The following is a 12476-nucleotide window of genomic DNA, read 5'->3' on the forward strand; positions in this document are numbered from 1 at the left end:
TAGAAAAAATGGTCTCACAGCCAACTTATTCCTTGGTAGATATGCGCTCAGAGCTGGATATTAGTATGCAAACCTTGCAAAAGAGTATCCAACAATTAAATGATGTTTTGGCTCCGAGTATCCAGATTATCTCACAAGATGATAAGTTAATGTTAGAGGTGTATGACTATACTGAGTTGGAAAGGATTTTATCTGGTAGTTTAAAACGGGAGAGTGACTTCAATTCTTCCAGTAAAAGAATTGCCTATTTACTAAAACGTTTAATTAAGTCAACCTCCCCTCTTCTTATTGACGACTTGGCTGAGGAGGCAGGTGTTAGTAGAAGTACCCTTAATAAGGATTTAAAACAAGTAAAATCTTTGGCAGAGAGTTACTCTATCACTATTTCAGGAAAGCCCAACCGTGGGCTGGAGGTCTTGGGGTCCGAGCTGAATTTGCGCTTGCTCTATATTCACCAAGTGGCCCCTTACTTTGAAGGAAAGACACTCACCGAGGCAACATCTTCTTTTCTGGAGACGCTACTCCAGGAGTATAAAATCCCGAAAGAAACAAAGGAACTCCTTCGAAAGACAATTTCAATTATGGTGGAGCGTATTTATGCATCTAGGGTGTTGAGTTGCCCTATTCCTTACTATAGGAATGATTTAACAGAGACACCTTTGGTTGAAAAATTAATCTATCATATTGAGATGACTTATAAGATTTCCCTCAGTCAGTTTGAAATAGACTTTTTGTGTTTTCCGTTTAATATCCGTTTTATTGACACTTTAAGCAAGCCGTCTTATCAATCTGAACAGCTTGCAAACATTTTTCAAGGGATTGTCAAGAAAGTCAAAGAAACAATGTTGGTTAACTTTGATGATGAAGAATTATTTGAAGAAATCAAGTCTCATCTAGGCCCCTTAATCAATCGACTGATTTTCCATGTGCAAGCTAATGATATATTCCATGGCGAGGTTCAAACTCAATATCCTTTTGCTTTTGAAATGGCGAAAATTGCTGGAGAAGAACTGTCTGCAATTTTTGGTTCTGAATTGGAATTATCTGAAATCGGATATCTGGCTTTGTATTTTGAAATGATTTTAAGAAAGCAAAACTCTGTTGTAAATGGTTCTCGCAAGCAGATAGCAGTAGTTTGCACAACAGGAAGAGGAACTGCTGCGATGATTATTCAGCAACTCAGACGAATCCTTGGAAATGATGTAGACATTACTCAGTATTCTGAAGAGGATTTTAATCTGGATTTGAATCAGGACTATTTCGCGATTTTTACGACAGTTCCTCTAAAATATAAAGATTCTAAATCTCCAGTCATTCAAGTTAATCATCTTTTTGATGATCAATGGCTGCGGGAAGAATGGCAGAGGGCCAATGCTTTTCATCAAAAAAATCTAGAAACAGTCAGCTTACGTTTTCTTCGGTTGAGTCCCCAAAAAACCTATCAGCAATACTTGCTAAATATGGTTGCAGAGTTAGAGAAACTTCAGATGATTGATGAAGGTTTTAGAAATCGGATAATTGATAGGGAGAAAAAACAATCAACCATTTTTGGTGGAGGAATTGCCTTCCCCCATACAATTAACCAGGGTTATGCAAAGACTATTTTAATGTTTGGAAAGCTAGAAGAGCCTTATCAAAAAGGAGATGATTGGATTGAATTTATCTTTCTAGTCGCCATTCCCTCAGAAATTGAAAGCAAAATGGAGAGTGAATTGCTGGAATTGTATGACGACATTTTTCGAATTGCAGGAGAGCCTTCTCTAAAAGAAGCTTTGAGGGCTGTAGAAACAGAGACAGAGTTTCTATCATTTTCTAAGAGCAAAGGAGTATTTTAATGAATTCGCTAATAATTTTCGCTGTATTTGTCATGGCAGCTTATATATTTCAAATGTTCCTCGGCTGGCAGCAACTCAAAGACTTCAATAAGACCTATACGATGCTCCGAAGACTGGGGCGCGTAGCGATTGGCAGGAAGTCCGGAAGAATCAAATCCGGTACGATTGTCATGTTCGCGGTTGATGAAAACGGTCGGGTTCTTAAAGCTAGCAAAATGCAAGGAGTCACAATCTTAGCACGTTTTCAAAATATGGACGATTATGTTGGAGAAGACATCCATTATTTTGACAAGTATAATCCTCTTGTGAGAAAAGAAAATAAGTTGATGCAATCAGCCATAGAAGATGCTAGAAAAGTCTATCTTTGGCATGAGGCAGGTATTGAGAAAGAGACAAGTTCATCTGATTCTTTTCTGGGATTCGGCTTTTATGCGAATTACTTACAATTATCTATTAAACAGTTATTTAAAAAAAATAAGAAAGGGAGTTCCTTATGAATCACATTACAAATTTTGCAGAGAGTTTTATGAAACTCTTCCAATTAGGTGGAGAAACCTTTATTAGCTGGATGACAAATATTGTACCGCTTGTCTTAATGCTATTGATTGCAATGAATACCCTTATCGCTTTCTTGGGAGAAGAGAAGGTCAATTCCCTGGCTAAGATTTCTGCCAAAAATCCTGTTAGCCGGTATATGATTTTACCTTTCATTTCAGCCTTTATGCTGGGGAATCCGATGGCAATCAGTATGGGACGTTTCTTACCAGAATATTATAAACCTAGTTTTGTAGCAGCTCAGATGCAGTTCTGCCATACTTCAAATGGTGTATTTCCGCATATCAATCCTGGGGAATTGTTTGTATGGATGGGAATTGCAACAGGAATTCAAACTTTAGGTTTAAGTCAAATGGACTTAGCCATTCGTTACATGCTTGTTGGGCTTGTCATGAACTTTGTAGGCGGTTGGGTGACCGATTTTACAACTGCTTATGTAGCAAAACAGCAAGGTGTTACCTTGAGTAAAACATTTGATTTATAGAAAGAGTGAAATTATGTCATATAAGAGTATAAAAGTTGTTAAAGGAAATGGCGGTTTCGGAGGACCTTTGGTCATTACACCTAGTGAAGCTAAGCATAAATTCATCTATATCACTGGCGGAGGAGAAAAGCCAGATATTGTGGATAAAATTGCTGATTTGACCGGTATGGAAGCTGTTAATGGGTTTAAAACTTCTATCCCAGATGAGGAAATTGCTTTAGCAATCGTGGATTGTGGCGGTACTCTTCGCTGTGGTATTTATCCTAAAAAGGGGATCCCTACAATAAATATTGTAGCTACAGGGAAAAGTGGGCCTCTAGCTCAATATATAACCGAGGAAATCTATGTGTCAGCAGTTGGCCTTAATCAAATTTCTGCTGCTAATGAAGACGAAAAAGCGACAACTGTGGTAACAGAAAAGCCAACTTACGATACTAGTAAAAAAATTACAGAGCAAAAAGCTGAAACAAGTATTGTAGCAAGAATTGGGATGGGCGCTGGGAAGGTCGTTGCGACTTTCAACCAGGCTGCTCGTGAAGCCATCCAAACAATGCTCAACACGATCATTCCTTTCATGGCCTTTGTTTCCTTGCTGATTGGGGTTATTCAAGGTTCAGGTGTTGGAAATTGGCTGGCAAAATTAATGGTTCCCCTAGCTGGGAACATCTGGGGACTCATTTTGATTGGCTTTATCTGTTCCTTGCCATTCCTATCTCCTTTGTTAGGCCCCGGAGCTGTTATCAGTCAGATTATTGGAACCTTAATTGGAGTTGAAATCGGCAAAGGGAATATTCCGCCCCAAATGGCTCTGCCAGCTATATTTGCTATCAACACTCAAAACGGTTGTGATTTCATTCCTGTAGCACTCGGTCTATCTGAAGCCAAGGCTGAAACAGTTGAGGTTGGTGTCCCTTCTGTGCTTTATTCACGCTTTCTCAATGGTGTTCCGCGGGTGCTAGTAGCTTGGATAGCTAGTATTGGCCTTTATCAGTAAACCTTTGATAGATGCACGTAAACATAGCAACTATTATGTTAAACTTATCTATAAGCATAAGTTTATGACAGATTTGAGAAAGGATGAATAGGAATTAGATGAAGAAAATTTTTGAAGCTAAAGTAATTCAAGTGGGGCCTGAAGCTCAGAATATGATTCAAGATGCCAATATGCTCATTTTGTTTGGAGAAGAAGCTCCGGAAGACTTAGCAGAGTATTGTTTTAAAATCGATAACAAAAATCTTCTAGGTGCAATACTAGAAGGTGGAAAGCTGGTGGTAGATAGTCAGGAATATTCGATTACTGCCGTAGGAAATGTAGTAGAAAAAAATTTAACTGGACTGGGCCATATCACGATTTCTTTTGATGGTTCAAAAGAGGGCAGCCTGCCGGGCACTCTCCATGTTGCAGCAGACCAAGCAGTAGTAATTGAAAAGGACTCTACCATTCAGATTTTCGAAACTGCTTGACCATAACAAAATTTAAAATCAAGCAATTTAGAAACATAAAAGTCAAAAAAATTGATTCAGAGCTTGGACAAAAAGTCCAGGCTTCTGGGTCTAAATTAGAAAAAATAGATGACGCGGTGGTTGATTGGCATCTTCCTTCGCTTTTTAAGCCCCAAAGATTGCCTGATCAACTGTGCGGGGGTGGGAAGATGAACTTTTTAACTTGTTTGAAGTTCTTTCCCACTCCCTTTTTGATAGGGAAAATAATTTATGTTTTAATATTGTAAAATTTGTCATTGTTTTTCAATGTTTTCGCAATATGACAAATCAACAAAATTTATAAGGATAAAAGCATGCCAGAAAAAGACGGTCAAGGTCAAGCGCAAAGAGCTTGAAGTCAATCAAACTAGCCAGCCAGTGCAAGGGAATTTCCAGCAGATGCATCCATAAGGTGTGCCTGAACAGAAGGAAAAGACCAAAAAGGTATTTACCCAACTTCAGCAAACTTCTCAACAGACTTGCACTCATTGGGTCAATTTATCCAAGAAGGAACTCGTATCATGTTTGAAACAGTTGTCCGTGTGGACAAACCACGTAAGAACGTGATCATCCCTACATTGGAAGAAGACCTTGATGGACTTGGTTACCTTCAAGGGAAAGACGTTGACTTTGTAAACAAAAAAGCAACTGACGGTGTTCTTCTTGCCCACACAGACGGTGACGTGCCAAACATGTACGTAACTCTTCCTGAGCAAGATGCCTTCACTCTTGGTTATGCCATCTACTTCTTCGAGTTGGCCATCGCCCTTTCAGGTTACTTGAACGCGATCAACCCATTTGACCAACCAGGTGTTGAAGCCTACAAGAAAAATATGTTTGCCCTTCTTGGTAAACCAGGATTTGAAGAACTTGGAGCAGAACTCAACGCTCGTCTTTAATCAATAGACAAAACGATCTCGCAAGAGGTCGTTTTTTTACTTGCTAAACAAACTCATATTTTTGTCCCCTGGAATCAATTATAAAAACACGATCTAGTTATGTTTCTCAATCATATGGTTAACTGATTGCTATTGTCTCCCTTCGCAAGAAATTTTAAGATAAGTTTCTAAAAGGTCGGATATCTCTCCGATCTTTTTTAGTCTATCAAGACAGGAGTTGGTCCTTGCTTGGTTTTATGTTATAGTAGAAGAGAAGAATAAAAAGGAGAATTCGAAATGTCCGAGAAAGATCAAGAACAATTTATGAAACATACTCCCGTAGAGGGTGCGCCTCAATTTGATGTGGCTGCGCCAGCCTTTGTCCCAAAAGAAGAAGCCGAAGACTTGGTCGTTCCAGAAGCTAGTGGTCTTTCAGTGACGGAGACGGAAGCAATGAAAGAAGAGGCAGACAAGCTAGCTATGTCAGAAGCAGTGGAGCTTCCAAAGGTGGATGAAGTGACTGTTGGAGAACATCCGGATGTAGTTGCCGCTCCCCAACCGACTCCTCCATTCCAGCCTGCGCCTCAAGCTCCTCAAAACATGGCAGCTGAACCAATTGGTCCGCAAACAGTGCCTGTTCCTGAGACACCTATTCCACAAGCTCCTCTTTCTCCTGTTGGAAGACCGATGGATACTGCAGACAAGAAGGCGATTCGTTTTGCCCTTGGGATTTTAGTTGGGCTTCTTATCGGTGGAGTCAGTGGTTATTTGATTGGTCATGCTAGCCCTAGCACGTCATCATCTAGAAAGCAGACTTCTTGGTCAGGTAACCAGTCTGGTTCGTCTTCCAATATCGATTTGGATCAATTGACCGCAGAAGACGCGGAAGTTGATTTTAGCTGGAAACAGTCTGATATCGAGCAACTTCAGTTTTTAACAGGAAGTGATGCTGGGGAGACTCCTGAGGAAATGATTGAAGCTTATGGGAAAGCTAGCTCCGTTCAATTTGAAAGTGGAGAATTGAAATTATTTTGGGATGATAACTCTTATAATAAAGAGGTCAAAGCGACTTACTCTAAGAAAGGGAAAGAATTCCAGCTTGTCAAATTTGAATTTAATCAATTTGGGAAAAATCTTACGGTTGAGGATAACTTTGCAGATGGGTTCAAGGTTGGAGATAGTGAAACCGGTGCTGGAGGGACCTCTTACAAAGAGCTTTTAGAAAAATACGGTGATGCAGTCAATCTGACGGTGAGTTCATCTGATGATTCAGACGAGATAGAATTGGTCATGGACTTCCAAAAGAAAAATGGGGACTACGTGGATTTGACCTTTATTCGCCAAGAAAATGGAGATTTTCTCTTGAGCAGTAAAGACAGCTACTAAATCACTGAATAAAAGAAAGAGGCAAGCGCCTCTTTTTTGGGATAAGACGAGACAAATACGCTAATTTTCTATACAATAGAAAGAGTTTGAATAGAAAGAGCATGAAGGATGGAAGAAATGAAACAGTGGATAGAACGTCATAAGCGGATCCTCCAAAAAGCTGCAAGTGCTTTGCTGGCTTTTATGGTTGGTGTTTGCTTGGTGTTTATGATTCATCCAGTGAAAACCTTGCCCAAAGATCGCTTGTTGAGTTTGTCTCGCATGCAAGCAGACAGCCAGCGATTTGTCGCGTCTTCTTCCAAAGAGCCGGCTTTAGAAGACTTGTTGTCATTGGAGCTTGTAAGGGAAGAAGGGAAGACACAAAAAAATTGGGTGGCTTTGTCTGCATTCGTCAAAAAATTTGGAAAAGCAGCAAGTTTTACACAAGAAGATACGACTTTTGGAGCGCAAGTCCAGCTAGGCTATGGGACTCCTGTGCAAGGGATTCATCCTTATACCATAGAATTTCAAAAGCAGGATGATACCTTTTATTTGAACTCGATTCAAAGCTTTTCACCCAAGTCGGCTCACTATCAGAGCAAAAAGAACTTAAAACTGGCAGATTTTACAGGCTATCAGACGCTAGATGGAAAAAAGGAAAAGGGGACAGCGGTAGAAGATGTTTTGAAAAAATCAGGTCTTCCCAATTCTCTTAGTTTGACCTCTGCAAAGGACAAGCAAGTCTTAGCCCTGTCTTATCAGGTGACAGATGGGCTGGTCTCTTTGACCTTTGAACGCGACCAGACTGGTCAGTATCGTTTGACGAAGAAGGGGTGAAGCAGATGATCGAGTGTATGAAAAAGAATCGAAAAGAGCTCTTGCTGCCGTTTTTGTGTTTTGTTTTAGGATTGTTACTTGCGATTGCAAGCATCCAGGTGCAAGAGCAAGGAACCGATACCAAGGAGGACCAAACACTGACTTATTTCCAGCCAAAGGATTACAAGAATTTGGTCAGCAAGGAACAAGAAATCAAGCAGTTTAAATGGACCATCGAAGCTGTGGCGAATTTGAAAGTTCGTCTCAAGCAGAGTCAGCAACCAGGAACCCGCTTGGAAACAGTTGTGACGGAATGGGGAAAAGCCCAAAAAATTAAGTATACAAAGACAGCTCAAGGAGAAAAAACCGTTCTTGTCTTGACTTATGCAGCTAAGCAAACCGATCAGGGCAAGAAAAGTGTAACCTTGTGGTTTGAACAGGAAAAAGACCAGGGGTATCGCTTGACGACAGTGGATGCGACGAATTTGTTGGACGCAAAAGAGAAGACAAGCAGTGAGAAAGAAATCACTACTGAAAAAGAGAAAAAAGGTACAGAATTCGCCCAGCTCATTATGCAACTAGGAAATCCTCAACGCTTGGTCTGGGGGGAAATGCCAGATGGCGGAATGGGCTATCGCGCGACTTACCAGGTGCCAGGGCAGCCAGAAGTGGTGATGGAATTCAAGAAAAAAGCCAAGAAATTGGTGTTGGTATAAGAAAGGAGACATCATTGGACGATCAACGGACAGACATCAAGGCAGCTTCCTCTCACCAGGGTGGAAGCCGCTTGATTTCAGAAGCCGATCTGGCTTCAATAGGGATAGACAATCATCAGGATACTAGAAGCCATTCAGATACGATGGAGTCTTCCCCTTCTTCCTCAAAAGAGGGGATTGGTTCGCTTTTGCGATTTTTTGGGTGGTTCGCCTTGTTTATGGCTTTTGTGTTTGTGCTTCAAAACGAAGTTAATAAAAGCTCTTCTTCATCTTCTTCGAGTGAGGGGATCAATGGTTTATCACGTGATGGTATCAGAACGGAATATCTGACCAGTGAAAATAGTTCTTATATCGCCTCAACTAATGAATTTCAATTTCAGCCAACCTATGAAAAGGCTATGTCTCTCATTCCTAATTTTGCAGTGGAAGAAAAAAAGACCTCTTTTGGGACGGTAGATCCACAAGATGTCGTTGCAGCATTAGGTAAAGCAAGGAGTGGGGAAGCAACGTATAGTGGTAGCAGTTCTAGTCCCTTTTTGCTGACCTTAGATTATCAATCAAAGGATGCAGATGGGAAGGTTCTTCTTGAAAAAACAGGTGCCTTTTACAGGATCTCTCTTTTAAGTTTGAAACACTTAAAAAGTGACCGATTTGCGAATAAGAATGGGAGCTTGACGAAGGACGATTTTGCCACTATCAAGGTCGGAATGCCTTATTTAGACCTACTCAATACGGTAGGGATTCCGGATGAAATATATGTATCTGGGCTTTTAGGTTACGGGGAAGCGCCTTCCTTTACCTATCGATTATCGGATTCTCAAACGGTTCAAATCCATTTTGATAGCCGGCAAACCATCAAGGATATCAAATCGAAAGAGGTAGCGACCACACCAGCTTCCTCTACATCTACAGCACAGTAAAAAATCAGCCGAAGCATTTTAAATAAAAGGAGAGGACAATGGGAAATAAAGACTGGTCGCATCTACGAAATGAGCACCAGAGTCGGTTTTCGAAAGGCCAGCCGAAAGAAGCACCCTTAGAAAAAGGAAGTCCTGAGAAGCTAGAAGATACGCTCGCAAAAGAGCCAGAAGTGGTAGAAGTCCCTGCTTTTCAGGAAGAGGTGAAACAAGAAGAGGAACGAAAAGACGAACCAGCGATTGGTGTGAAGGAGGAATCGTATGATCCAAAGGAAGGCTCATTTGCTACACCTGAAGACGAATCAGCTCAGGTCGTTCTTGCTACACCACTAACAGAAGAAGCAAGGTCAGAAACACCAGCACAAGATACAATAGGGCAGTCTCCTTCAGCTGAGAAAAAAGTAGAGCACCAGGGTGGGAGCCACTTGATTTCAGAAGCTGACCTGGCTTCAATAGGGGGAGGCAGGCATTCAGAACCAAGACAAACGGTACTAGACTCCCAATCGGATAGGGCGAAAACCTACTCTCCTTCCTCTAATAGTGGAGGGTCTTCGCTGGCAGCCTTTTTTGGATTATTGGCCATGCTGGGATTATTTGCCTATCTGGCTTCAGGAGGTATCCATAGTGAGGAAGCTCCTTCTTCTACTACTAGTGAATACGGAAGTCCTGGCCGGTCTTATGGAACCAGAAAGGAAACCTTGAAGAGTGGTACGAGTACCTTGATTGCACCGGAAGGTGAATTTCAGTTTCAAGTTACCTATGAGAAGGCGATTTCCCTGATTCCTGGTTTAAGTGAGGGGGATCAAGGTCGTACCTCTTCAACTTATCTGTCCCCGCAGGATGTAGTAGCTGTACTGGGCAAGGCTAGTAGTGGGGAAGAAACCTACCAAGAGGGTAGTGTCGGTCCTTTCATGACAAGCTTGGATTATGAGGTTGAAGGATCCCCTTCTTCTGTATCTGTTTTGCTTTCAAATATGATTAGTAGCCGTCTATCTTCTCTTAATTTTGAGAACTTAAACAGTGAGCGATTAGCCAATAAAAATGGCAGTTTGAATAGAGAGGATTTTGCCAATATTAAAATAGGAACCAGCTATGCAGATCTTGTGAATACAGTCGGAATTCCTAGCCGTGTTTCTTGGTCGAGTATGATGAGTTCAGAGTCCTTCTTAATCTTTTACTATAAACTTTCTGATTCGCACTCAGTCATTATTCACTTTGGAAGCAATCGCACCATCAGTGAAATGACAGGCATGGAGGATTCGGCTACAACCACGTCGCCTTAGGTGTTCATCTCTTTGGGTTTGTGGTATAATATGGATACCTTTAATTGAAATGAATGGAGAATCTCATGACTGCACAAAAAATGTCTGCTCAAGAAATTATCACTTTTATTGGAAATGCAGAAAAGAAAACAAATGTGAAAGTAACCTTTGAAGGGGAATTGGCAACAGCTGTTCCTGCTTCTGTTACCAAGCTTGGCAATGTTTTGTTCGGTGACTGGAAAGATATCGAGCCCCTTCTTGCCAACTTGACAGAGAACAAGGATTATGTGGTCGAACAAGATGGCCGTAATTCAGCTGTTCCCTTGCTGGATAAGCGCTATCTAAATGCACGTATTGAACCAGGTGCTATTATCCGTGACCAAGTGACCATCGAAGACAATGCTGTCGTGATGATGGGGGCTGTCATCAATATTGGTGCTGAAATCGGTGCAGGAACCATGATTGATATGGGGGCTATCCTTGGTGGTCGTGCTACAGTTGGTAAAAACAGCCACATCGGTGCAGGTGCCGTTCTTGCAGGTGTCATTGAGCCAGCTTCTGCTGAGCCTGTTCGGATCGGTGATAATGTCTTGGTCGGTGCCAATGCAGTTGTGATTGAAGGGGTTCAAGTAGGGAACGGTTCAGTCGTTGCCGCTGGCGCTATCGTTACTCAAGATGTCCCTGAAAATGTGGTCGTAGCTGGTGTCCCAGCTCGCATCATCAAGGAAATCGATGAAAAAACACAACAAAAAACAGCACTCGAAGACGCTTTGCGTAATTTGTAAGATATGAATGGTAGAGGCTGGGCAAAAATTGTCCAGCCTTTGATGTTTGAAAGGAATAATTGTATGACGCAGTGGTTGATTGGCATCTTTGTTCGCTTGATTAAGCTCCAAAGATGACCTAATCAACTGTGCGGGGGTGGGAAGACGAACTCCTTTTAAATAATAGGAGTTCTTTCCCACTCCCTATTCTAATAGAAAGAGGACGACTATGACATTGGATTTAATCAAAATCAGACGGGATTTGCACCAAATCCCTGAAATTGGCTTGGAAGAGTTTGAAACCCAAGCCTACCTCTTAGAGAGAATCGCAAAGATCACAGCGGGCAAGGACTTTGTAGAGCAACGGACTTGGCGGACCGGGATCCTGGTTTATCTCCATGGGTCTGCTCCTGAAAAAACCATTGGTTGGCGGACAGATATCGATGGCTTACCGATCGTGGAACAAACGGGCCTTGATTTTGCCTCCAAGCACGAAGGACGGATGCATGCTTGTGGTCACGATATGCACATGACGACAGCCCTTGGACTGTTGGATCAACTGGTTCAAGTACAACCAAAAAATAACCTGCTCTTTCTCTTCCAACCAGCTGAAGAAAATGAAGCTGGTGGGATGCTCATGTATAAGGACAATGCTTTTGGCGACTGGCTCCCTGATGAATTTTATGGTCTGCATGTGCGCCCTGATTTGAAGGTGGGGGACATTGCGACCAATACGGGTACCCTTTTTGCGGGGACCTGTGAAGTCAAGATCACCTTTACAGGAAAGGGAGGGCATGCCGCCTTTCCACATGAGGCCAATGACGCTCTTGTAGCAGCCTCTTACTTCATTACCCAAGTCCAATCGGTCGTGAGTCGAAATGTCGATCCGATTGAAGGTGCTGTGGTGACCTTTGGTTCCATGCATGCAGGGACAACCAATAATGTGATTGCTGAGACAGCCTTCCTTCATGGGACCATTCGGACCTTGACCATGGAGATGAATCTTTTGACTCAAAAACGGGTCAAAGCCATTGCAGAAGGAGTTGCAGCCGCTTTTGATGTAAAATTGGATCTGGATCTCAAGCAAGGAGGTTACCTGCCTGTGGAAAACCAACCAGAATTGGCCAAAGAACTCATGGACTTTTTCACAGCTGAGGAAGACGTAAACCTGATTGATATCCTGCCTGCGATGACAGGAGAAGACTTCGGCTTTCTCTTGAGCAAGGTCCCTGGTGTCATGTTCTGGTTGGGGATTGATACCCCTTATGCCTTACACCATCCGAAGATGAGCCCAAATGAAGCAGCCCTTCCCTTTGCTGTGGAAAACATTGGTAAATTTTTGAAAATGAAGGCCAACCAATAAAGGAATGATTCAACTCCGTCTGGAGTTGGATTTTTTCTT

General features: G+C 42.0%; 12 protein-coding genes and 1 pseudogene. All 13 read left to right on the forward strand.

Going from position 1 to position 12476, the window contains the following annotated elements:
• The first annotated feature begins 8 nt into the window (after nt 1-8).
• The 13 genes and pseudogenes from O3646_RS08250 (at nt 9) to O3646_RS08310 (ending at nt 12437) form a co-directional block, all read left to right on the forward strand.
• Nucleotides 9-1835, forward strand: coding sequence for a PTS sugar transporter subunit IIA (locus O3646_RS08250; RefSeq protein WP_080981318.1), 1827 nt, complete (start codon nt 9-11; stop codon nt 1833-1835).
• Nucleotides 1835-2332, forward strand: coding sequence for a transcriptional regulator GutM (locus O3646_RS08255; RefSeq protein WP_001086645.1), 498 nt, complete (start codon nt 1835-1837; stop codon nt 2330-2332). Before O3646_RS08250 ends, O3646_RS08255 begins: the two co-directional genes overlap by 1 nt.
• Nucleotides 2329-2874, forward strand: coding sequence for a PTS glucitol/sorbitol transporter subunit IIC (locus O3646_RS08260; protein WP_001015684.1), 546 nt, complete (start codon nt 2329-2331; stop codon nt 2872-2874). The genes O3646_RS08255 and O3646_RS08260 overlap by 4 nt, the downstream gene beginning before the upstream one ends.
• A gap of 13 nt (nt 2875-2887) precedes the next feature.
• Complete coding sequence (locus tag O3646_RS08265) at nt 2888-3868, forward strand: PTS glucitol/sorbitol transporter subunit IIB (protein ID WP_020992831.1); 981 nt, start codon at nt 2888-2890, stop codon at nt 3866-3868.
• 98 nt (nt 3869-3966) lie between these two features.
• A complete protein-coding gene (locus O3646_RS08270) occupies nt 3967-4338 on the forward strand; it encodes a PTS glucitol/sorbitol transporter subunit IIA (RefSeq protein ID WP_008808177.1) in 372 nt (123 codons plus the stop codon).
• Nucleotides 4339-4778: 440 nt separating this feature from the next.
• Nucleotides 4779-5255: pseudogene (gene pgi / locus O3646_RS08275) on the forward strand (glucose-6-phosphate isomerase); the annotation flags it as partial.
• Between the two features lie 276 nt (nt 5256-5531).
• Nucleotides 5532-6620 carry a hypothetical protein gene (locus O3646_RS08280; RefSeq protein WP_371610768.1) on the forward strand — a complete coding sequence of 363 codons (1089 nt, stop codon included), beginning with the start codon at nt 5532-5534 and terminating at the stop codon, nt 6618-6620.
• Between the two features lie 117 nt (nt 6621-6737).
• Complete coding sequence (locus O3646_RS08285) at nt 6738-7436, forward strand: hypothetical protein (protein WP_371610769.1); 699 nt, start codon at nt 6738-6740, stop codon at nt 7434-7436.
• A gap of 17 nt (nt 7437-7453) precedes the next feature.
• On the forward strand, nt 7454-8131 hold the full coding sequence (locus tag O3646_RS08290) for a hypothetical protein (RefSeq protein ID WP_368397771.1): 678 nt from the start codon (nt 7454-7456) through the stop codon (nt 8129-8131).
• A 14-nt stretch (nt 8132-8145) separates the two neighbouring features.
• On the forward strand, nt 8146-9051 hold the full coding sequence (locus O3646_RS08295; protein ID WP_371610770.1) for a hypothetical protein: 906 nt from the start codon (nt 8146-8148) through the stop codon (nt 9049-9051).
• Between the two features lie 38 nt (nt 9052-9089).
• The gene (locus tag O3646_RS08300) at nt 9090-10331 is read left to right on the forward strand and encodes a hypothetical protein (protein WP_371610771.1); all 1242 of its coding nucleotides are present in this window, start codon (nt 9090-9092) and stop codon (nt 10329-10331) included.
• Between the two features lie 65 nt (nt 10332-10396).
• Nucleotides 10397-11095, forward strand: coding sequence for a 2,3,4,5-tetrahydropyridine-2,6-dicarboxylate N-acetyltransferase (gene dapD / locus O3646_RS08305; RefSeq protein WP_368385444.1), 699 nt, complete (start codon nt 10397-10399; stop codon nt 11093-11095).
• Nucleotides 11096-11303: 208 nt separating this feature from the next.
• Nucleotides 11304-12437, forward strand: coding sequence for an N-acetyldiaminopimelate deacetylase (locus tag O3646_RS08310; protein ID WP_195189309.1), 1134 nt, complete (start codon nt 11304-11306; stop codon nt 12435-12437).
• Nucleotides 12438-12476 lie beyond the last annotated feature (39 nt).

This window comes from Streptococcus sp. 27098_8_148, from assembly GCF_041432105.1.
Classification (GTDB): Bacteria; Bacillota; Bacilli; order Lactobacillales; family Streptococcaceae; genus Streptococcus; species Streptococcus parasanguinis_AE.

What these genes read in the sequence shown, in the direction of transcription:
- O3646_RS08250 (WP_080981318.1), top strand. Translation starts at nt 9, where the DNA reads ATGGTCTCACAGCCAACTTATTCCTTGGTAGATATGCGCTCAGAGCTG.
- O3646_RS08255 (WP_001086645.1), top strand. Translation starts at nt 1,835, where the DNA reads ATGAATTCGCTAATAATTTTCGCTGTATTTGTCATGGCAGCTTATATA.
- O3646_RS08260 (WP_001015684.1), top strand. Translation starts at nt 2,329, where the DNA reads ATGAATCACATTACAAATTTTGCAGAGAGTTTTATGAAACTCTTCCAA.
- O3646_RS08265 (WP_020992831.1), top strand. Translation starts at nt 2,888, where the DNA reads ATGTCATATAAGAGTATAAAAGTTGTTAAAGGAAATGGCGGTTTCGGA.
- O3646_RS08270 (WP_008808177.1), top strand. Translation starts at nt 3,967, where the DNA reads ATGAAGAAAATTTTTGAAGCTAAAGTAATTCAAGTGGGGCCTGAAGCT.
- O3646_RS08280 (WP_371610768.1), top strand. Translation starts at nt 5,532, where the DNA reads ATGTCCGAGAAAGATCAAGAACAATTTATGAAACATACTCCCGTAGAG.
- O3646_RS08285 (WP_371610769.1), top strand. Translation starts at nt 6,738, where the DNA reads ATGAAACAGTGGATAGAACGTCATAAGCGGATCCTCCAAAAAGCTGCA.
- O3646_RS08290 (WP_368397771.1), top strand. Translation starts at nt 7,454, where the DNA reads ATGAAAAAGAATCGAAAAGAGCTCTTGCTGCCGTTTTTGTGTTTTGTT.
- O3646_RS08300 (WP_371610771.1), top strand. Translation starts at nt 9,090, where the DNA reads ATGGGAAATAAAGACTGGTCGCATCTACGAAATGAGCACCAGAGTCGG.
- dapD (WP_368385444.1), top strand. Translation starts at nt 10,397, where the DNA reads ATGACTGCACAAAAAATGTCTGCTCAAGAAATTATCACTTTTATTGGA.
- O3646_RS08310 (WP_195189309.1), top strand. Translation starts at nt 11,304, where the DNA reads ATGACATTGGATTTAATCAAAATCAGACGGGATTTGCACCAAATCCCT.